The sequence below is a fragment of the Halorubrum sp. T3 genome (assembly GCF_000296615.1).
Taxonomy (GTDB): Archaea; Halobacteriota; Halobacteria; order Halobacteriales; family Haloferacaceae; genus Halorubrum; species Halorubrum ruber.
The window spans coordinates 125,189-144,468 of record NZ_JH815329.1; the positions used below are offsets into that span (position 1 = coordinate 125,189).

The window sequence follows — 19,280 nt, forward strand, 5'->3', positions numbered from 1 at the left end:
ATAGGGACTCCACGACCCTCCCGGTGCCACCGGAGTTGCGTGGTGTTTTAAGACGCCGCGCGCTCGCCGTGGCGCCCCGCCCGGCGACGATCACCCCGTCACGGTGTCGCCGCCGACCGGCGCCACGCGGCTGCCGAGCGACAGGACTCCCGAGGTCACGAGGCAGGCGGTGAACGCGATGGTGCCGAGCTTCCCGCCGAAGCCGACGAAGTACGGCGCCGCGCCGACGAACCCGACGCCGGCGACTCCGCCGGCCAGTAGCATCGGCCCGGTCCCCGGGATCCGCTCCGGCGTCGCCATCCCGGCGAACGACGCGCAGAAGGCGACCGCCGCGACCGCGTCGCCCGCGGCGAACAGCGGCGGGCAGACGACTCCGGCCGCGAGCCCGATGACCGCGGATCCGACGACCGGACCGTGGTCGAGCCGGACGCTCACGAGGAACGTGGCGACGGCAGCGAGGGCCGCCGCGACGACGAGTCCCGCCGCGACGCGTGGCTCCGGGGTCGTCCCCGTCCCGGGGGCCAGCCCGCCGAACGCCGCCACCGACAGGCAGCCGACGAACGCCGTCGTCCCGAGCTTGCCGCCGAACCCGTTGAACGCGCGCTTGGCGGCCACGAACGCGACGGCGGCCGCGAGGCCCGCGGCGACGACCGGTCCGATGTCGGCGCCGGCCGCCGGTGTAACCATCCCGACGAACGAGCCGCAGTACGCGGGTGCGCCGTACGTCTCCGAGAGGAGGAACGCACAGAGTCCGACGAGCGCCGACGCCACGACCGGCCCGACGCCCACCTCGACGGAGAGCGCGTAGGTGACCGGCGCCGCGGCGGCCACGGCGGCCGCGTTGCCCGCGTCGGTCCGCGTGACGCTGAAGCCGTCCGTCCGCAGCGCGTATCGGGTCTCCTTCGCAGCGGTGTAGCCGAGGCTCACCGCGGCGATGGCGAGGACGACCGTTCCGATCAGCGGATCCGGAGCGCCGACCGTCCCGAACGCCAAGCCGGCGGCCGCCGCGACGCTCATTCCGACCCCGGCACCGGCCAGGGCGAACGCTCCGACGGCGTGAATCGCTCGGTTCACAGCCGCGACTCCGAGCCGAGGACCGATACCGATCGACCCTCAGTACTGCGGGCCTTCTCGGGGGCGAACGTCCCGTTCGTTGGGGATCAGGCCTTTGTGTCCGTCGCACCAACCCGCGTTCGATGGGAACCGACGGGAAGTCGGCCGGTAACCACGTGACGCCCGACGGCGTTCGGGCGGGGATCGCGATCCACGGGACGGGGAACTGCCCGCTGGTCGACGCATCGACAGCCCACGACGGCCCGATCACGGGCGTCAACTGGACGCACGCGGGTGACACGCACACCGAGGAGTTCCGCGTCCGCCACCCGGACGTGGTCGACGCCGCGGAAGGCATTCCGGACCCCGAGTCGGTCGTCGACCTCGGCGACGAGCGGGTGTACCGGTACGACCGCCCGCGCGACGGGGAGTGCGCCTGCCGGATCATCGAGGAGCTCGACTGTCCGATCGCGGACGCGCGGGCCGAGGACGGGGTCCTCCTCTTAACGCTCCACCTCCCCGACCTCGAACGGCTGCGCGACATCGTCTCGGCGCTCGACGGGACCGCGGAGCGCGTCGAGGTCCGCTACCTCGTCCACGGCGCGTCGCGCGGCGACGAGGTGTCGGATCGGACGCTCGTCGACCGCGGCCGGCTCACCGACCGCCAGTGCGAGGTGCTGCGGACCGCCTACCGCATGGGCTACTTCGAGCGCCCCCGCGACGCCAACGCGAGCGCGGTCGCCGACGCGCTCGACATCTCCCCCTCGACGTTCGCCGAGCACCTCGCGACGGCCCAGCGGAAGCTCCTCGAAGAGACGCTCGCGAAGAACTGAACCCTCCGCTCCGCACCGTCTCAGGCGGCGTGTTCGTCGATCGCGGATTCGAGCGTCGCGCGGTCCTGCGCGCCGACGAACCGGTCGACCGCCTCGCCGTCCGCGTACAGGACGAGCGTCGGGATGCTGCGCGCCCCCAACTGCTGGGCGACCGCCTGATTGGCGTCCACGTCGACCTTGGCGATCGCGGCGTCGGTCTCGGCCGCGAGCGCCTCGATCGTCGGCTCCATCATCTGACAGGGGCCGCACCAGTCGGCGTAACAGTCCACGAGGACGACGTCGTGGTCGTCGACCGTCCGCTGGAGCTCCTCCGTTCCGTTCACGTGGATCGGCTCGTTCGGAGTCGCCGATCCGCTGCCGTCGCCCGTCTCGGTTCCGGCGCCGCCGTCGAGCGACTCTCCGTCGTCGAGACGCGCTTCCAGTTCCCGTCGCTTCCGTTCGCGGATGCGCTCGCGCTCCGTTTTCGCGTCGTTCCCCGCCGAATCGTTCGCGTCGGCTGCGTCGCTCATACACCAGTATTGGGTACTTGGAACAATATACTTTCCGCCTCCGGATCTGATTGACCTCACTCCGCCGACCCGACGAGGTCGTTGAGACCCGCCGCGGCCAGGTCCACGTTCTCCGCGACGAGGTCGGCCGCCCGCTCGTACGGGGAGCGGTCGGCGACCGTCGCGTCCGGGCGCCCCCGGCCCGCGCTCGCGAAGACCGTCTCGACGAAGGCGTCTCGCACCGCCGCCGTCTCGAAGAGCCCGTGGAGGTACGTGCCGAGGACTCGCTCGGTGGCGACGCTCTCCGCGCCGAGGGGCGCTGTCGCTAAGTCGCCGCTCGCGGCGTCATCGAGGAGCCGCGTCCGCCCCGCGTGGATCTCGTACCCGGTCGCGCGCCCCTCGGCGCCCGCGATCGGACCGACGCCGTCGACGGCGCACGTCACGCGCTCGACGCGCTTGTCGGTCGAGAATTCGGTCTCGACGGGGAGGAGCCCGACGCCAGGCACCGTCTCGCGGTCGCCGACGCCCTCGACGTCGGCGTCGACGAGCCGATCCCCGAGGAGCTGGTACCCGCCGCAGACGCCGACCACGGGGCCGTCGAACGCGCGCAGCGCCGCGTCGAATCCCGCCTCGCGGAGCGCGAGCAGGTCGTCGACGGTGTTCTTCGAGCCCGGGAGGACGACCGCGTCGACGCCGTCGAGCGCGGCGTCGAGCGGCAGGTAGACGACGCGGACGCCCGGCTCGCGCGCCAGCGGCTCCAGGTCGGTGAAGTTGGAGATCCGCGGGAGCCGCGGGACCCCGATCCGGACGCTCGCGTCGTCGGGGACGCCGTCGTCGTCGCCGAGGACGCCGCCCTCGCCACTAATACCGCCGTCGCTCCCGTCCTCGGCCCGCTCCGCGTCCGGCAGCGAGAGGCTGTCCTCCGCCGGCAGTCCCGGGTCGTCGTGCGGGACGACGCCGACGATCGGTACCCCCGTTCGCTCCTCGATCTCCGCGATCCCGGGTTCGAGGAGCTCCGGGTCGCCCCGGAATTTCGTGATCACGGCGCCAGCGACGCGCTCGCGGAGGTCGTCGGGGAGCAGTTCGAGGGTCCCGTAGAGGCTCGCGAACGCGCCGCCGCGCTCGATGTCGACCGCGACTAGTATCCGGGCGTCCGCGAACCGCGCGCACTCGACGTTCGCGAGGTCGCGGTCGTGGAGGTTGATCTCCGCGATGCTCCCTGCCCCCTCCGCGACGATCACGTCGTGTTCGGCCGCGAGACGCTCGTGGGCCGCGACCGCGGCCGCGCGGGCGTCGTCCCAGTGCTCGTCGTAGTACGCCGACGCCGGGGCGTTCGCGACCGCCTCGCCGTCGACGATCACCTGGCTCTCGCCGCCGCCCCGGGGCTTGAGCAGGACGGGGTTGGTGTCGGTCGTCGCCGGGACCTCGGCCGCCCGAGCTTGGACGTGCTGAGAGACGCCGATCTCGCCCCACTCGCCGTCGGACGTCAGCGCGACGCGCGCGTTGTTGCTCATGTTCTGCGCCTTGTACGGGGCGACCGAGACGCCCCGCCGCGCGAGCAGTCGGCAGAGCCCGGCCGCCAGCGTGCTCTTGCCGACGTGGCTCGCGGTGCCCGCGATCAGGACGGTGTCGGCTCGGTCTTCCCGGGCCTCCGTCGCGTCGGCATCGGTCATGCGGGCCCAGATCGCACGGTCAGTACTCCGTCCCCCGGCGAGCGCGCTGCCCGTCGTCGAACGGATGCGCGACCTTGCGGACGTTCGTGATCAGGTCGGCGACGCCGTCGAGGTACTCGGGCTCGGCGTGGCTCCCGGTGAGGATGAGTTCGAGGTCCTCGGGTTTCGACTCGGCGAGCGCGACGACGTCATCGGGCGCGACGAGCCCGCGGTCGGCCGCGTACAGCAGCTCGTCGAGTATCAGCATGTGGACGCCCTCCTCGGGTTCGCCGTCGAGCGGGAGCGGTTCGGTCAGGTCCGCCTCGGCCGCGCCCGCGACGAGCGCCTCCGCGCGCTCGAAGGCGGCCGCGGCCTTCGCCTCGTGCTCGTCGTCGGCCGAGCCGTCCAGCAGGCCGTGCCAGCCGTAGTGGCCGGCGTTCTCGTAGGAGAACCCCGGCACGGCCGCGATCGCGTTGTACTCGCCGCGGACGCCCTCGACGCTGTCGGCGCCCCCCTTCATGAACTGGAGCATGTGGACGCGGTGGCCGTGGCCCGCCGCGCGGAACCCCATCCCCATCGCCGCCGTGGTCTTCCCCTTGCCGCCGCCCCACCAGGCCTGGACTAGCCCGAACTCCTCGGGCGCGGCCGGTTCGATCGGCTCCGGCTCGGGCGCCTCGCCGCCGCCCGGCGTGCGGCTCCGGTCGCCGGCCCCGGTCTCATCGGCCTCGTCGCGCTCTCCGTTCTCGCCGTTCGATACCTCGCCGTCGGTGGTGTCGTCGTTCGTCGTCATGGGTCGAAAACCTCCGCCCGCTCGTCGGTGACGACGCCGTGTTCGGCGTCGGCCACCGGGCCGGGCACGTCGCCGTCCGGGTACCGCGACCGCAGGCTCGCGCGGACCGCGTCCCGGACGCAGGCGCGGGCCGCCCCGCCGACCGCCGTGGCGCTGCCGGAGAACTCGGCGGGCTCTCCCTCCGGGTCGTCGCCGACGACGACGGCGTCGCTCGTCGTTCCCGGGACGCCCGCCGCCGCGAGCAGCGTCGCCGCCTTCGCCTCGGCCGCGACCGCGACGAGGTTCGCCGCGGCCCCGGGCGCGAGCCGCCGCGTCGTCCCGACGATCAGGTTGACTGTTCCGGGGTCCGGCGGGGTCTCGGTACGCCCCGTCGCCTCGCGCAACTCGGTCGCGCCCGCCGTCCCCGCGGTCGACGCGGCCTCGCGCTCCACCGGCAGCATCGCGGGGTTCGAAAGCCCGACCGTCGCGTACGCGACGACCGAGCCGAGCCGCGCTCCCCGGGCGTGGTCCATCGAGACGCCCGTGAACAGCGTCGGGGCGGCGTCGGGATCGTCCTCTACGTTCCCCTCGGCGCCGAACCCCGCCCGCGCCAGCCGTTCCTCTCGGTACGCCGCGAGGTCGGTCCGGTCGAACCCCTCCGGAACGGTCACGTTGTACGCGGTCGCCGCCCGCGACCGGCCCCCGTCCCAGCCGGTCGAGAGCCAGCGCGTCCCCGGCCGTCTGAGCCGGAGGACGCCCTCGCTGACGGTCGCCTCAAACATCGGCGCCTTCACCTCCGTTCCCGTCTCCGCCGGCATCGACCCCCAGCGCCGCGAGCAGGCGGCCGTTCTCCGCCGGGCGGCGCACCGCGACCCGAACGTGCGAGTCGAGGCCGCGGAACGACCGCGCGTCGCGGACGGCGACGCCACGGTCGCGGGCCCGCTCGATGACGCGGTCGACGTCGCGGTCACCGACGTCGAGGAGGAGGAACGGCGCCTCCGAAGGCGCTACGTCGTACCCCTCGGCGAGCGCGGCCCGCATCTGTTCGCGCTCCCGCCGAACGCGCTCGCGGGTCTCGCGGACGAACCCGTCCTGCCGGAGGCAGTACTCGCCGGTCGCGAGCGCCGGGGCGCCCAAGTTCCACGTCCGGCGGGCGCCCCGCAGCGCCGCGACGAGGTCGCCCGTCGCGACCGCGAAGCCGGTCCGGATCCCGGGCAGCCCGAACAGCTTGGTGAGCGCTCGCGCGACGACGACGCCGTCGGTCCCCGCCAGGGACTCGCGCTCGGTGAACCCGAGGAACGCCTCGTCGACGAGCAGGACGGTCCCGGCCGCCCGACAGCGCGCCGCGAACGCGAGCAGCGCGTCGCGGTCGTAGCCGGTCCCGGTGGGGTTGTTCGGCGTGCAGACGACCGCGAGCGCGTGGCCGCTCGGGTCCGCGTCGAGGACGCGGTCGGCGTCGACGAACGACGGCTCGCCGCCATGAAGCCGGACCTCGCGGGCGTACTCGCCGAAGCTCGGTGCCGGGAGCAGGGCAGTGTCGCTGTCGTCGACCGCAAGCGCGACAGCGGCCCGGATCGCCGCCAGCCCGCCCGGCGTCGGGACGACCGACTCCGGGTCGCAGTCGACGTAGTCGGCGGCGGCCGCCCGGAACGCGGCCGGCGGCTCCGGCGGGTACGTCCGCGCCCGCTCGAACGCCGCCCGGTACACGCGCTCGACCCCCTCGGGGACCTCGGGGTTCGCGTTCGCGCTGAAGTCGAGCAGGTCGGGGTCGTCGCTGCTCCCGTGCGGTTCGCGACCGAGCGCCGCCGCGCGCTCGCGGTTCACGGGGGGTCACCTCCCGGCGACCCCGTGCCCACGTTGCCCGCGTCGAGCCAGTCGACACCGCCGCTCGGGAGCGCGGGCGCATCCCGGTCGCCGGCGAGGATCCGCTCTGCCAGCCGGCGGTCCTCTGGGCGGTTGACGTTGACCGCGAGGCGGGCGTCGCGGGTCGCGCGGACGGCCTCGTCGCCCGCGCCGTCGAGCGCGCCGACGACGTTGACCCCCGCGGGGACGCGGTCGACAGCCGTGTTGCCACCCTCCGCCTCGCCGCCCTCCGCCTCGTCGTACCGCGTCGCGGCGTCGGCGCTCGCGCCCAGTTCCCGCTTGCGCGCCGCGGGCACGCGGACCGACAGCGCGTCGGCGTCGGTCGCCTCGTGAGCGTCGAGGACGGCGTCGACCGCCGTCCCGTCGAGCAGCGGGAGGTCGACCGCGAGGGTGAGCGTCGGCGCCGTCGGTCCCTCGGTCAGCGCCGCTTGAAGATCCGCGACGTAGCCGTCGCCCGGCGTGTCGACGACGACGAGTTCGAGCGACGCCTCCGCCGAACTCGACGCCCCGCCGTCCCGCCGCGCGACCAGCCGCTCGCGCGTCCGCGGGGTGTGCGGCGAGACGGCCGTGTACGCGGTCTCGACGCGGCTCGCGGCGAGGGCGTCGAGGGCGCGGTCGATCATCGGCCGCCCGGCGACCGGCGCGAGCGGCTTCTCGCCGTCGCCGAGTCGCGTGCCGCGGCCGCCGCACATCACGAGAGCGTCCACGCGATCACCCCCGCGTGGAGCCCGACGACGCGGGCGAGCTCGTTCGTCGCGCCGAGCACGTCGCCGCTGACGCCGCCGAGGCGCGAGCGCGCCCACGCGAACACGAGCGCGGCGGCGACGCCGGCGGCGGTGAGCACGACCGCGATCGGGGCGACGGATCCGGGCCGGACGGCGATAGGGTCGACGGCGTTGGGACGGACGGCCGGCCACCCGAGCAGCAGTACGGGCGCCGCCGCGAGCGCGACGCCGCCCAGCGCGCGCGGCCCCGACGCCTCGGTCAGCGCGGACCCGAGTCCTTCGTGCGCCGCGTCGCCGACGCAGACGAGCGTCGCCGTCGCGGCCTTCGCGCCCACCTCGGCGGCGACGACGAGAACGACCGCGTCGACGAGCGAGAGGCGGGCGACGTCCGCGATCACCGTCGCGGCGGTCACGAGTCCGACGACGACCAGCGCGAGCGCGACCGTTCCGCCGACGCCGAGCGCGGAGTCCTTCATGACCTCGCGCCGCCGGTCGGTGTCGCCGTGGACGACCGCCGCGTCGCCGAGGTCCGCGACGCCGTCGAGGTGGGTGATTCCCGTGACGAGGTAGAGCCACGCGGCGAACGCGACCCCGACCGTGAGCGACGGCACCCGGACCGGTAGCAGTGTCGCGGCGGCGACGGGCAGCGCGAGGAGGCCGCCGATAGGGTACCCGACCGCCGGTATGGCCGCGGGCGTCCGGCGGAACGCCTCCCAGTCGCCCTCGCCGCCGCCCACGGGGATCCGAGAGAGGAACCCGAGCGCGCCGCGGAGCGCGGCGACCGTCAGGACCACGCGATCACCCCCGCGAGCGCGAGGAGCCACCCCGCCGCGGCCGCGAGCGCGACGCCGCCGGCCGCGCCGACGAGTCGTACGGCATCGCGTGCGGCCGCGGGCGTCGGCGGCGCCGCCCCGCCGTCGAGGGCGTACGCCCCCGGCTTCTCCAAGCGGACGCCGAGCGCGACCGCGGCCGTCGCCATCGGCCACCCTGAGTTCGGCGAGGCCGGCTCGCGGGCCAGCGGCCGCGCGCGCCGCAAACTCCCGGGGGACCGGGCCGCGACGGCGAGACAGCACGCCGCGGTCCGCGCCGGGAGGAACATGACCGCGTCGTCGAGTCGGGCGCTCGCCCGGCCGACGGGCTTCGACCGGTAGCCGAGCATCGAGTCGAGCGTGTTCACGCCCTTCGCCCAGCCCGCGGCCGCGACGCCCGCGGCCAGCGCGCTCGCGGCTCCCGCGGTCCCGCCGAAAACCGCGGCGAGTGCGACAGCGGCCCCAGACCCGATCGCGAACCAGAGCAGCGGCGCGACGAACCCGTCTGCGAGGTTCTCGGCCGCGCTCTCGACGGCGGCGCTCCGGACGTCGGCCGGCGAGAGGTCGGCCGGGTCGCGCCCGACGAGCGCCCGGACGGACTCGCGGGCCGCGTCCGGGTCAGCCTCGCTCTCGGCGACGACCTCGCCCGTCACGTCGAGCAGCATGCGCAGGCTCGCGGCCGAGAAGAGGACGGCGGCCGCGACGGCGACGGCGAGGACCGGCACGTCCCCCACCCGCGGCCCGAGGGCGGCCGCGAGCCAGACGCCCCCGCCGCAGACCGCGGCCGCGGCGAGCGGAAGCGCGACCGCGACGGCGACGCCGACGAGCCCCGGACGGCCCCACTCTCGGTCGAAGGGCGCGACGACGCTCCCGAACAGCGCGACCGGGTGGATCCGCCGCGGCGGCTCCGCGAACGCGAGGTCCAGCCCGATGGCGATGAGAAGCGGAGCGAGCAGGGTGACGGCCGGGGTCGAGAGGGAGCCGACTCCCGTCACCGTTCCACCTCGTCGAGGAACGTGTCGAACGCGCCGCTCTCGGCGTGGACGTGGCAGTACGTCCCGAGGGTCCGGTACTCGGTCAGTCCCTCCCGGTCGCCGTCGATCCCGGTCCCGCGCTCCACGTCGAAGGCGAACCGCGCGTCGGCGGCGACGTCGGCCGCGGAGTAGTGGAACTCGTGGCCGCGGAGCCGCTCGCCGGCGCTCGCCGTGAGCGTATCGCTCCGGGCGCGCAGTTCGACGTGATCGAGCGCCTGGTACCGCTCGCGGCGCTCGACGGTCGCGGGGAGGACGCCCGCCATCTCGTGGGTGTCGCCGTCGACCGTCGTCAGCGTCTCGGCGAGCGCCATCAGCCCGCCGCACTCGCCGAGGACGGGCGTCCCCTCGGCGGCGGCGTCCGCGATCGATCCGAGCGCGGGGCCCGCGGCCAGCGCCTCGGCGTGGAGCTCCGGGTAGCCGCCGGGGAGGTAGACGCCGTCGCAGGGCGGGAGGTCGTCGCCGGCCGCGGGCGCGAACGGGGCGACGGTCGCGCGCTCGCGGAGGCGCTCGCGGGTCGCCGGGTAGACGAACCGGAAGGCCTCGTCGTCGGCGACCGCGACCCGCGGGCGGTCGCCGCTCTCCGGGGAGTTCCCGGCGGACGGCTCGGTCGTCGCCTCCGCGGCCGGCGTCGGCTCCCGAGCGAGGTCGAGCAGGCGGTCGGTCCGGAGCGTCTCGGCGGCCGCGTCGAGCGTCGCGTCGTCGAGCGGGGCTTCCTCGCCCATTCGGAGCCCGAGGTGACGTTCGGGGATCTCCAGGTCCTCGCGGGGCGGGATCCGGCCGCAGTAGGCGAGCTCGTCGGGGAGCGCCTCGCGGATCCCGTCCTCGTGGCGGCCGCCGTACGCCCGCTGGGCGATCACGCCGGCCACGTCGACGTCGTGGGACGTCCGGTCGGCGTACGTCGCGAAGCCGAGCGCGGTCGCCGCGACGCTCTCCATCCCGGCGCTCGCGTCGACGACGAGGACGACCGGGAGGTCGAGCGCGGCGGCGACCCCGGCCGTGCTGGCGGCGCTGCCGTCGTATAACCCCATCATCCCCTCGACGACGCAGACGTCGCCGTCGCCGCGGGCGTAGTTGCGTCGGAGCCCGTCTTCCCCCTGAAGCCACGGGTCGAGCGTCCGCGACGGGCGCCCGGCGACCCGGGCGTGGTGGCTGGGATCGATGAAGTCCGGGCCCGCCTTCGCGGGCTGCGCGGTCCGCCCCGCGTTCTCGAACGCGCGCAGCGTCGCGAGCGTCGCGACCGTCTTGCCGACGCCGGAGGCCGTTCCGCCGAGGACGAGCCCCCTCACCGCGCGTCGCCTCCGTTCGCGGCGGGGGCTTCCTCCTCCTCCTCGGTTCCAGCGCGGTCGGCGAGCAGGCGGTCGGTCACGGCGGCGATCCGGTCGCGGATGGCGGCGTCGGCGACGCCGGCACGCTCCGCGAGCGCGAGCGCTCCGCCCATGCCGACGCCTTCCTTCGCCTCGCCGCGGGCGTACGCCGCCAGCGCGGGGTGGTCGCCCTCGGCGAATCCGGGGTCGGCGGCCGACAGCGTCAGGTCGAGGTCATCGGCGAGGGCGGGGAGGTCGGCGGTCGGGTCGTCGGCGACGAGCGACGTGGTCGCCAGCGGGAGCGGGCGGTCGACGCCTGCGTGCCGGGCGAGGGCCGTCGCGGCCGCGAGCTGGGTGCCGCCCGCGAGGGTGACGTCGACTTCGGTGTCCGCGCAGCCGACGATCAGTCCGGCGACGGCGGCGAGGACGGGGTCGCCCGCCAGTCGGACCGCCTCGATCGGGTCGCCGGCCGCGTCGCCCGGGTCGATACCGCTCGCGTCCAGCCCCTCGGCGACGACGCGGCGCTTGCGCTCGATCGGGTTCGCCGGCAGCGACGAGGAGACGGCGGCGCGCTCGCCGAGCGCGGTCAACGCGCCGAGCGCGGTCGTCGTCCCGCCGGGGATCGTCTCGGCGACGAGGAGTTCAGCGGATTCGTTGTCACCGTCGCTCCCGGGGTCGACCTCGTCACCGAATTCGGCCAGTTCGGGGGCTAACTCTCGGGCTCGCTCGAAGACCGCCGCGGCCTCCGGGACCGGTTCCGGGTCGCGGACGTCGCCGCCCGGGGCGGCGCCGGCGTCGCGGACCGTCGCCGCGGTCGGCGCTTCCAGTCCGGCGTCGAGAAACTCGACGGGGAGCGACTCGGGGCCGAGCAGTTCGCGGACCGCCCGGGTGACGACCGCGGGCGTCGGGCAGCCGCCCGGGCTCACCGGCACGGGCGAACCCGGCGCGGGGCGCCCCGCCTCGACGATCTCGAGGTCGGCGCTCGGCGTGTGGACGCGGATCTCGGGGTCGGCGCCCGCCGCGCTGATCCCGTCGATGGCGGCCGTCTCGGTCGTTCCGGCGACGACGACGAGCCTCACGTCGCCCATCCGGAACCCCCTCCGTCGAGCCCGCGGCCTCCCGGTGCGGCGTCGGTGTGTACCACTGGCGGTTCATCGATACAAGTGAACTTTAATCGATCGACGCGCGCCGGTCGGGAGCGTGCGGACCGCGGCTCGTTCGGAGGGTAAGGGCTCGCGCCTCTCGCCCCCGTCCGGGGCCGCGGCGTGTGCCTCTGTCTCTCTCGGGTCGCGGGCCGACCGCCCGGGGGAACGCTCGGCGGTCGGCGCGGCCCGGCGCGGACGAGCGCTCGGCCGGACTCCGGCGGATACGAACGCCCGCGCCCACGGATCCGTCGCGGTCCTCGACGGATAAGTCAGGCGCGCGTGGGCGGACGGCGCGTCCGACCGCGGCGATAGCGGGCGCGGAACTGCCGACAGCGGTCGCCGAACACGCGCCGGTCCGCTCGTCCCCTGTTACGGTTCCCCACGCGACCCGCGGAGCGAAGCGGTTAAGGGCGGACCGCGGGTATTTCTGCCAACTCGCTGGTGCGGACACAGCGGGCACTCGCCGCCGGGGCCGCGGCCGGACCGACCGCCGCACGCCCCGGGACGAGACGACATGTGGCCCCTCGCGGCTGAATCGCAACCGTCCGCGGACACACAATGGCACGAAGTTTCTACTCGCACATCAAGGAGGCGTGGCGGTCCCCCAAGGAGGGGAAACTAGCGGAGCTGCAGTGGCAGCGCAAACAGGAGTGGCGCGACCAAGGCGCCATCGAGCGCATCGAGCGCCCCACCCGGCTTGACAAGGCCCGCGAACTGGGCTACAAGGCCAAGCAGGGCGTCATCGTCGCCCGCGTGAGCGTCCGGAAGGGCGGCTCGCGCAAGCAGCGCTTCAAGGCGGGCCGCCGCTCGAAGCGCCAGGGCGTCAACCGCGTCTCGCGGCGCAAGTCGATCCAGCGCATCGCCGAGGAGCGCGCCTCGCGGAAGTACCGCAACCTGCGCGTGCTCAACTCCTACTGGGTCGGTGAGGACGGCTCCCAGAAGTGGCACGAGGTCATCCTCGTGGACCCCGCCCACCCCGCGATCGAGAACGACGACCAGCTGAACTGGATCTGCTCGGACGACCACAAGGGCCGCGCGTACCGCGGCCTCACCTCCGCCGGCACCAAAGGCCGCGGCCAGCGCAAGCGCGGCAAGGGCACCGAGAAGACGCGCCCGAGCGTCACCTCGAACGACCGGCAGGGCAAGTAGCGCCCTCGACCGCTCCGACGTTTTACTCGCGGTCCGCTCTCACGGTGAGCGGCCGCTCTGTCTCCCCTCGACGCAAGAGCAAAGAGACCGCGTCACGTACTAACAGTAAACGTGGCGATTCACCGGTGACCGCGAACACGCCGATCCCCCTCGACGCGTTCGCGACCGAACTCGGGTCGCTCGACAGCGACGCGTTCGCGGCGCTCGTCGCCGAGACGTACGCGGCGACCGCCGCCGACGCGGAGGTCGACGGCCCGCGCGTCACGGTGACCGAGGGCGGTCGCCGGACCGAACTGCTCGCCGTCGCCGCCGGTGACCGAGGCGTCCTCGACGGTCCCGCCGCCCCCGACGACGCCGTCGACGGCGTCGACGGCGTCGTCGTCGCGATCGACTCGCTCGACGACCTCGGTTCCGAACTCGACGCCGAGGTCGTCGCCCCGGCGGACCTCCGAGAACGTCTCCTCTACGCCGTCCCGCCCGCGGAGGCGAACGCGATCGCCGACCGACTCCTCGGCGTCCCGGTCCGGTCCGAAGCGTACGACGGCGCGGTCGCGTCCGACACCGACGCGGCGGACGGCGACGGAGTGACCGATGCCGACGGCGACGAGTCGGGCGGCGCCGGAACGGCGGCCGACGACGACGGCGCGGCGACGAGCGCCGTCGCGTCGGGCGTGTCGGGAGGCGATACCGCTCCTCCGCCCACCGACCGGACCGCAGGCGACTCGGCCGGCGACTCGCGGACTCTCGACCGACCGAGCGACGCCCCCGCCCCGTCCGCTCCGAGCGGCGAGGCGACGGAAACCGAGTCCGCCACCGGAGACGCGCGGAGCGATCGGCGCTCCCCGCGGACCGTCCTCGCGGCCGTCGCCGTCGTCGCGCTCCTCGTCGCGGCGGCGGGGGCCGGGTTCGCCGCCGGCACCGCGGGGGTCGGAGGCTTGCCGGGAATCGCTGGCGTCGGGGACGGCGGACCGACCGACCCGGCGGCGACGGATTCGGACGGGACCGGGCCGACGAACGGCAGCGACGACGGGAGCGAGGCGTCGACCGCGGACGACGACGGCGCGGACACCGTCTCGGTCGCGGACGGCGATCCGACCGGCGAGGCCGAGCGGAACACCGCCCTCGCGCCCACCTGCGAGCGGTCCGCGCTTCAGGTCGTCCAGATCCAGATGAACGCGCTCCGCTACAACGACAACGAGACCAACGACGGCATCCGGACCCTGCGGGCGTTCGCGTCGCCGGACAACAGGGACCTGGTCGGCTCCATCGGGCAGTACGTCGAACTGTTCGAGACGCCGCGCTACGCGCCGATGCTCACGTACGACACCGCCCAGTACTCGGTGCCGGAGGTAGCCGACGACGCCGCCTCCGTCGAGGTCGTCACACGGGAGAACGGCAGCGTCACCGGGCGGTACGAGTTCCGGCTCGTCCGCGTCGGCGGCGGGAGCGGGGAGACGGACACCTCTCTCGGCGACGTGGACGACTGCTGGATGACCGACGCCGTGGCGGCGTCGACGGAGTGACCGAGGGCCGCGGGGCGGCGCCTCGGGAAGCGCCGGCCGCGCGGCGCCCCGGGAACACGATTATATCCGCGCCGGCACTGGGCACGGACATGAGCCTCTCGCTCGACGCGACCCAACTCGACCGCTACTCCCGGCACGTCATCCTCGACGACGTGGGCCCGGAGGGGCAAAAGCGGCTGCTCGACGCCCGCGTCCTCGTCGTCGGCGCGGGCGGGCTCGGCGCGCCGGCGATCCAGTACCTCGCGGCCGCGGGCGTCGGGACGATCGGAATCGTCGACGACGACGTCGTCGAGCGTTCGAACCTCCAGCGACAGGTGATCCACGGCGACGGCGACGTGGGCCGCAAGAAGGTCGACTCGGCGGCCGAATTCGTGGCCGACCTCAACCCCGACGTCGACGTCGAGCGCCACGAGCTGCGGCTCGACGCGGGCAACGCCCGCGAGCTGATCGCGGACCACGACGTCGTCGTCGACTGCTCGGACAACTTCGCCACCCGCTACGTGGTGAACGACGCCGCCCGGATCGAGGGCGTTCCGGTCTCTCACGGCGCCATTTACAAGTTCGAGGGGCAGGTGACGACGCTGTCGCCCGACGGCCCCTGCTACCGCTGTCTGTTCCCGGAGCCGCCGGAGCCGGGGACGGTGCCCGACTGCGCCAGCACGGGCGTCCTCGGCGTCCTCCCCGGGACGGTGGGCTGCCTCCAGGCGACGGAGACCGTGAAGCTGATCATGGACGTGGGCGAGCCGCTCGTCGGCCGGATGCTGTTCTACGACGCGATGGACCTCTCGTTCGAGACGGTACCGTACGCGCGCAACCCCGACTGCCCGGTGTGCGGCGACGACGGCATCGACACCATCGAGGGGATCGACTACGCGGCCGGCTGCCAGATCGACGCGGCCTGATTCGGTCGGGCTGGCGTCCTCGCCGACCCGCCGCGAACGCTCACAGCGACCGGTCGGCCATCGCGCTCCCCGCGGTGACGCCCGCGTCCTCGTCGACGAACCCCGACCGGATACACCACCGGCAGTACTGATATCCCGCCCGGTTCTCCGCGCCGCAGTGCCGGCAGACGACCGTCTCCCCGTCGGCGTCGAGCGGCGGGGGACCGTCTCCACTGCCGCCGTCGCTCGTCTCGCCCGCCTCGACCGTCGGATCGGCGTCCGAGTCGCCGTCGAGCGCGAGCGTCGGCCCAACGCCCTCACCGTCGCCGTCCGACGACCGGGTCGCGACCGAGCCGAACAGCTCCGCAGGGTCGCGGTTCCGCCGGACGAGGAACCACGTCACCGCGAGGTTGAGCGCGGCCACGCCGGCGAAGATCGCGGCGAGCGGGAGGAGCTGATCACCCGTCATGTGCGTAATGTTACCATCCCAGCGTTTTGTGTCTGGCGGTGGGACAGGTCGGCCAGTTCGGCGACCTCGTTCCGCCGAGTCCAGGGGTCTCCTCGGCCGGGGTCGGGCGTGCCGCTCCAGAGTACTCTTGAGGCCGCCGGTCGAAGGCGCACCCGCATGAAGGAGACCATTCACACCGACGACGCGCCGGCGGCGGTGGGCGCGTACAGCCAGGCGACGACCGACGGGGACCTCGTGTTCACGGCCGGGCAGATCCCGCTGACGCCCGAGGGCGACCTGCTTGACGACGCGCCGATCGCGGTCCAGACGGAGCAGGCGCTCGACAACCTCCTCGCGGTGTTAGCGGAGGCGGGTGCCGGGCCCGAGGACGTGCTCAAGACGACGGTGTTCATGGCCGACATCGACGACTTCGACGAGATGAACGAGACGTACGCCGACTACTTCGACGAGTCGCCGCCGGCCCGCTCCGCGGTTCAGGCGGGCGCGCTCCCGAAGGGCGCCGGCGTCGAGATCGAGGCGGTCGCCGTCGTCGAGTAGATGGTCGACGGCGAGGAGAGGTCGGAGAGCGAGTCGGACGCCGCGACCGACGGGTCCGTCCCCGCGCCCGGCGCGGCGGCCACCCCGCGCGCCCGAGCGCGCTCCGCGGCGCTGTGGGGTATCGTCGGCGGGTTCGCCTTCCTCGTGCTCGCGCAGGGGTACCGGCTCCTCGGTCCCGGATCGCTGCCGGTCGGGTTCGGCGGGTTGGCGCTCGTCGCGGTCGCGGTGGCGGTCGCGTCGGCCGGTCTTACGTACCTCGCCGAGGCCCGGGTGCGCGCGAAAAGAAGGACTTAACAGTCGCACCGGATTATCTCCGCGTGAGCCAGGATGGCCGAGTGGTAAGGCGCACGCCTGGAAAGCGTGTTCCCATCCGGGATCGGGGGTTCAAATCCCTCTCCTGGCGTTTTCGACGAACGACACGGCGAGCGTAGCGAGCCGTTCGTCGAAAACCGAGACTGAGGGATTTGAATCTGAGGACGAGCGAACGGAGTGAGCGAAGTCCTCTGGGTTCAAATCCCTCTCCTGGCGCTTCGCTGTCGCAACAACGAGCGAGGAGCGACGGCGACGAGCGAGTTCGGCGTCGACGCTCCTGTCTAACTGCCTATTTATAAGAGACCGAGTGACGTCGCTGGTGATTATTTATAAACAGTTGACTACGGATCGGCGGCGAACACCGCCAAAGCCCCAGCCGTGAGGAGTTCGGACGCTCGCTGTGCTCCTCGCTCAGTCGCTCCGCTCCTTCGCTGCGGTGCTTGCGTCGCCTCCGAACTCCTCACGGCTGCCCCTTTGAGTCCCACCCCGCACCGCACAGCACCGCAGCCTCACGCCTCCCCAGCCTCGTCAGTCGCCTCCGCTTCGCTCCGGCGACTGACTCCCTCGCGCGTGCTCCTCGCGCCCGTTGGGCGCTCGGAGGCACGCGCCACCGCCTTGTCTATTTATAAGTAATCGTCGCTGCCGGCTGTCGATATTTAAATATTCAGCTGTTGTCGCCGGGCTGCGCTGCTTCGACGGCGTCCCCTCCCGCCGCTCGCGGATACGTCCGCATACCGACACAAGATTCATATGTGTGGGAAGTGTTGTCACGGGTGACGATGCCAGACACGAAATCGGGCCGCGAGCGGAAAGGGAGGAACAAGCGCCGCCAACTCGAGAACCACCTCGCTCGGCGCGAACTCGACGCGGACGACGAACCGCCGGAACCGTACGGGGAGGTCGCGGACGCGGAGTTCCTCGCCGAGTCCGACGACGCGGCCCGGTGACGGTCGCGCTCCGATTCGTTTTCTGAGGCCGCCCGCCCCCGAGCCTGCCCGCAATCTCGCGTCGCGAAAGCTTTAGACCCGGGAGCGGCGTATCTCGGCGCAATGAGTCGCGGCCCCGAGCTGATAATCACGGAGAAGGACAACGCGGCGCGGCGCATCGCCGACATCCTGAGCGGCGAGTCCGCGACCGCGGAGCGGATGAACGACGCCAACGTCTACGAGTGGGGCGGCAAGCGGTGCATCGGGCTCTCCGGCCACGTCGTCGGCGTCGACTTCCCCGCCGAGTACAACGACTGGCGCGACGTCGAGCCGGTCGAGCTGATCGACGCGCCGGTCACGAAGACGCCGACGCAGGAGGGGATCGTCGCCGCGCTGCGCCGGCTCGCGCGCAACGCCTCCCGCGTCGTCATCGCGACCGACTACGACCGCGAGGGCGAACTGATCGGCAAGGAGGCGTACGAGCTGGTGCGCGAGGTGAACGAGGACGTGCCCGTCGACCGCGTGCGCTTCTCCTCGATCACCGAAAACGAGGTGCAGGAGGCGTTCGCGAACCCCGACGACCTCGACTTCGAGCTGGCGGCCGCGGGGGAGGCCCGACAGACGATCGACCTCACGTGGGGCGCCGCCTTGACCCGGTTCCTCTCCCTCTCGGCCCGACAGATGGGCGACGACTTCATCTCCGTCGGCCGGGTCCAGGGCCCGACGCTCAAGCTGATCGTCGACCGCGAGCGCGAGATCCAGGCGTTCGATCCCGAGTCCTACTGGGAGCTGACGGGCGAGTTAGCGAAGGCCGGCGGCGATCCGTTCGAGGCGCGCTACTTCTATCTCAACGACGAGGGCAACGAGCGCGAGCGCGTCTGGGACGGCGATGTCGCGGAGGTGCTCACCGAGGCGCTCGCCGCCGCCGACGGCGCGACCGTCGACGACGTCACGCGCCGGACGCAGACCGACGACCCGCCGACGCCGTTCAACACCACCGCGTTCATCCGCGCGGCCGGGTCGCTCGGCTACTCCGCGCAGCGCGCCATGTCGCTCGCGGAGGACCTGTACACCGCGGGCTACGTCACCTACCCGCGGACGGACAACACGGTGTATCCCGAGGATCTGGAGCCCGAGGAGCTGATCGAGGAGCTCTCGGCGGCCTCGACGTTCGGGAAAGACGCCGCGAGCCTGCTCGACGGCGACGAGGAGATCGAGCCGACCGAGGGCGACGAGGAGACGACCGACCACCCCCCGATCCACCCCACGGGGGAGCTCCCCTCGGCCTCGGACCTCTCCGACGACGAGTGGGAGGTGTACGAGCTGATCGTCCGCCGGTTCCTCGCGACCTGCGCCGACCCCGCGACGTGGGAGCGCCTCCGCGTCGTGGCGCTCGCGAACGGCGAGGCGACGCCGATCGCCGAGGGTGCCGACGGGCTCGCAGCCCTCCGAAATCCGGACGACGCGGCGAAGCCGGCCGACCTCGTCGCGGACGGCGGCCTCCGGCTGAAGGCGAACGGGAAGCGGCTCTTGGAGGCCGGCTACCACGACGTCTACCCGTACCGCTCCAGCGACGAGCGGATCGTCCCGGACGTGGAGGTCGGCGAGACGCTGTCGCTGTCGGACCGCGCCACGGAGGGCAAGGAGACCCAGCCGCCCCGCCGCTATGGCCAGTCCCGGCTCATCGAGGAGATGGAGAAGCGCCAGCTGGGGACGAAGGCGACCCGCCACCGGACCATCGAGAAGCTGTACGACCGCAACTACGTCGAGAGCGACCCGCCTCGACCGACGCGGCTCCCCGGGGCGGG

The 19,280-nt window shown here is 73.5% G+C and carries 20 protein-coding genes and 1 tRNA gene; 9 read left to right on the forward strand and 12 right to left on the reverse strand.

Annotated elements, in window-relative coordinates; all coding sequences use genetic code 11:
• Positions 1-90 precede the first annotated feature (90 nt).
• The gene (locus B378_RS0102745) at positions 91-1,074 is read right to left on the reverse strand and encodes a hypothetical protein (protein ID WP_017342300.1); all 984 of its coding nucleotides are present in this window, start codon (positions 1,072-1,074) and stop codon (positions 91-93) included.
• A 122-nt stretch (positions 1,075-1,196) separates the two neighbouring features.
• On the opposite strand from B378_RS0102745, the gene B378_RS0102750 reads away from it, so the two are divergent.
• Positions 1,197-1,886 (forward strand): helix-turn-helix domain-containing protein, encoded by a 690-nt coding sequence (locus B378_RS0102750; RefSeq protein ID WP_017342301.1) that lies wholly within the window; start codon positions 1,197-1,199, stop codon positions 1,884-1,886.
• Positions 1,887-1,906: 20 nt separating this feature from the next.
• Here B378_RS0102750 and trxA read toward each other — a convergent pair whose 3' ends face one another.
• The 10 genes from trxA to B378_RS0102800 are packed head-to-tail and all read right to left on the reverse strand — an operon-like array spanning position 1,907 to position 11,618.
• Positions 1,907-2,395, reverse strand: coding sequence for a thioredoxin (gene trxA, locus B378_RS0102755; RefSeq protein ID WP_017342302.1), 489 nt, complete (start codon positions 2,393-2,395; stop codon positions 1,907-1,909).
• A gap of 56 nt (positions 2,396-2,451) precedes the next feature.
• Positions 2,452-4,047 (reverse strand): cobyric acid synthase, encoded by a 1,596-nt coding sequence (locus B378_RS0102760; RefSeq protein ID WP_017342303.1) that lies wholly within the window; start codon positions 4,045-4,047, stop codon positions 2,452-2,454.
• A gap of 19 nt (positions 4,048-4,066) precedes the next feature.
• Positions 4,067-4,816, reverse strand: coding sequence for a cob(I)yrinic acid a,c-diamide adenosyltransferase (locus tag B378_RS0102765; RefSeq protein WP_017342304.1), 750 nt, complete (start codon positions 4,814-4,816; stop codon positions 4,067-4,069).
• Complete coding sequence (locus tag B378_RS0102770; RefSeq protein WP_026046156.1) at positions 4,813-5,577, reverse strand: adenosylcobinamide amidohydrolase; 765 nt, start codon at positions 5,575-5,577, stop codon at positions 4,813-4,815. Before B378_RS0102770 ends, B378_RS0102765 begins: the two co-directional genes overlap by 4 nt.
• Positions 5,570-6,619 (reverse strand): aminotransferase class I/II-fold pyridoxal phosphate-dependent enzyme, encoded by a 1,050-nt coding sequence (locus B378_RS0102775; RefSeq protein ID WP_017342306.1) that lies wholly within the window; start codon positions 6,617-6,619, stop codon positions 5,570-5,572. The genes B378_RS0102770 and B378_RS0102775 overlap by 8 nt, the downstream gene beginning before the upstream one ends.
• Positions 6,616-7,350 (reverse strand): GTP--adenosylcobinamide-phosphate guanylyltransferase, encoded by a 735-nt coding sequence (locus B378_RS0102780; RefSeq protein WP_026046157.1) that lies wholly within the window; start codon positions 7,348-7,350, stop codon positions 6,616-6,618. Before B378_RS0102780 ends, B378_RS0102775 begins: the two co-directional genes overlap by 4 nt.
• Positions 7,350-8,177 carry an adenosylcobinamide-GDP ribazoletransferase gene (gene cobS, locus B378_RS0102785; protein ID WP_017342308.1) on the reverse strand — a complete coding sequence of 276 codons (828 nt, stop codon included), beginning with the start codon at positions 8,175-8,177 and terminating at the stop codon, positions 7,350-7,352. Before cobS ends, B378_RS0102780 begins: the two co-directional genes overlap by 1 nt.
• Positions 8,168-9,187, reverse strand: coding sequence for a CobD/CbiB family cobalamin biosynthesis protein (locus B378_RS0102790; protein ID WP_017342309.1), 1,020 nt, complete (start codon positions 9,185-9,187; stop codon positions 8,168-8,170). The genes cobS and B378_RS0102790 overlap by 10 nt, the downstream gene beginning before the upstream one ends.
• Positions 9,184-10,512, reverse strand: coding sequence for a cobyrinic acid a,c-diamide synthase (locus B378_RS0102795; RefSeq protein WP_017342310.1), 1,329 nt, complete (start codon positions 10,510-10,512; stop codon positions 9,184-9,186). The genes B378_RS0102790 and B378_RS0102795 overlap by 4 nt, the downstream gene beginning before the upstream one ends.
• Positions 10,509-11,618, reverse strand: coding sequence for a nicotinate-nucleotide--dimethylbenzimidazole phosphoribosyltransferase (locus B378_RS0102800; RefSeq protein WP_017342311.1), 1,110 nt, complete (start codon positions 11,616-11,618; stop codon positions 10,509-10,511). The genes B378_RS0102795 and B378_RS0102800 overlap by 4 nt, the downstream gene beginning before the upstream one ends.
• A 615-nt stretch (positions 11,619-12,233) precedes the next feature.
• Between B378_RS0102800 and B378_RS0102805 the strand changes: the two genes are divergently transcribed.
• The 3 genes from B378_RS0102805 to B378_RS0102815 all read left to right on the forward strand — a co-directional run bounded on the left by B378_RS0102805 (position 12,234) and on the right by B378_RS0102815 (position 15,249).
• A complete protein-coding gene (locus B378_RS0102805) occupies positions 12,234-12,824 on the forward strand; it encodes a 50S ribosomal protein L15e (protein ID WP_004598111.1) in 591 nt (196 codons plus the stop codon).
• A gap of 125 nt (positions 12,825-12,949) precedes the next feature.
• Positions 12,950-14,347 (forward strand): hypothetical protein, encoded by a 1,398-nt coding sequence (locus B378_RS0102810; protein ID WP_017342312.1) that lies wholly within the window; start codon positions 12,950-12,952, stop codon positions 14,345-14,347.
• Positions 14,348-14,436: 89 nt separating this feature from the next.
• A complete protein-coding gene (locus tag B378_RS0102815; RefSeq protein ID WP_017342313.1) occupies positions 14,437-15,249 on the forward strand; it encodes a molybdopterin-synthase adenylyltransferase MoeB in 813 nt (270 codons plus the stop codon).
• 40 nt (positions 15,250-15,289) lie between these two features.
• Here the strand turns inward: B378_RS0102815 and B378_RS0102820 are convergent, their stop codons facing one another.
• Positions 15,290-15,697, reverse strand: coding sequence for a zinc ribbon domain-containing protein (locus B378_RS0102820; protein ID WP_017342314.1), 408 nt, complete (start codon positions 15,695-15,697; stop codon positions 15,290-15,292).
• Between the two features lie 156 nt (positions 15,698-15,853).
• Here B378_RS0102820 and B378_RS0102825 point away from each other — a divergent pair, with 156 nt between their 5' ends.
• From B378_RS0102825 to B378_RS17260, 5 genes are all read left to right on the forward strand, one after another.
• Entirely contained in the window at positions 15,854-16,234 is a 381-nt protein-coding gene (locus B378_RS0102825) for a Rid family detoxifying hydrolase (RefSeq protein WP_017342315.1), read from the forward strand.
• The gene (locus B378_RS0102830) at positions 16,235-16,528 is read left to right on the forward strand and encodes a hypothetical protein (protein WP_017342316.1); all 294 of its coding nucleotides are present in this window, start codon (positions 16,235-16,237) and stop codon (positions 16,526-16,528) included.
• Between the two features lie 27 nt (positions 16,529-16,555).
• Positions 16,556-16,637 (forward strand) — tRNA-Ser (locus B378_RS0102835).
• Between the two features lie 688 nt (positions 16,638-17,325).
• Positions 17,326-17,493 carry a hypothetical protein gene (locus B378_RS16990; protein WP_017342317.1) on the forward strand — a complete coding sequence of 56 codons (168 nt, stop codon included), beginning with the start codon at positions 17,326-17,328 and terminating at the stop codon, positions 17,491-17,493.
• A gap of 102 nt (positions 17,494-17,595) precedes the next feature.
• Positions 17,596-19,280 (forward strand): DNA topoisomerase (locus tag B378_RS17260; RefSeq protein WP_237738317.1); only part of this gene is annotated, 1,685 nt, incomplete at its 3' end.

Coding starts and splice junctions, on each gene's coding strand:
- B378_RS0102750 (WP_017342301.1), top strand. CDS start 1,197: ATGGGAACCGACGGGAAGTCGGCCGGTAACCACGTGACGCCCGACGGC.
- trxA (WP_017342302.1), bottom strand. CDS start 2,395: ATGAGCGACGCAGCCGACGCGAACGATTCGGCGGGGAACGACGCGAAA.
- B378_RS0102760 (WP_017342303.1), bottom strand. CDS start 4,047: ATGACCGATGCCGACGCGACGGAGGCCCGGGAAGACCGAGCCGACACC.
- B378_RS0102765 (WP_017342304.1), bottom strand. CDS start 4,816: ATGACGACGAACGACGACACCACCGACGGCGAGGTATCGAACGGCGAG.
- B378_RS0102770 (WP_026046156.1), bottom strand. CDS start 5,577: ATGTTTGAGGCGACCGTCAGCGAGGGCGTCCTCCGGCTCAGACGGCCG.
- B378_RS0102780 (WP_026046157.1), bottom strand. CDS start 7,350: ATGTGCGGCGGCCGCGGCACGCGACTCGGCGACGGCGAGAAGCCGCTC.
- B378_RS0102800 (WP_017342311.1), bottom strand. CDS start 11,618: ATGGGCGACGTGAGGCTCGTCGTCGTCGCCGGAACGACCGAGACGGCC.
- B378_RS0102805 (WP_004598111.1), top strand. CDS start 12,234: ATGGCACGAAGTTTCTACTCGCACATCAAGGAGGCGTGGCGGTCCCCC.
- B378_RS0102815 (WP_017342313.1), top strand. CDS start 14,437: ATGAGCCTCTCGCTCGACGCGACCCAACTCGACCGCTACTCCCGGCAC.
- B378_RS0102820 (WP_017342314.1), bottom strand. CDS start 15,697: ATGACGGGTGATCAGCTCCTCCCGCTCGCCGCGATCTTCGCCGGCGTG.
- B378_RS0102825 (WP_017342315.1), top strand. CDS start 15,854: ATGAAGGAGACCATTCACACCGACGACGCGCCGGCGGCGGTGGGCGCG.
- B378_RS0102830 (WP_017342316.1), top strand. CDS start 16,235: ATGGTCGACGGCGAGGAGAGGTCGGAGAGCGAGTCGGACGCCGCGACC.
- B378_RS16990 (WP_017342317.1), top strand. CDS start 17,326: ATGCCAGACACGAAATCGGGCCGCGAGCGGAAAGGGAGGAACAAGCGC.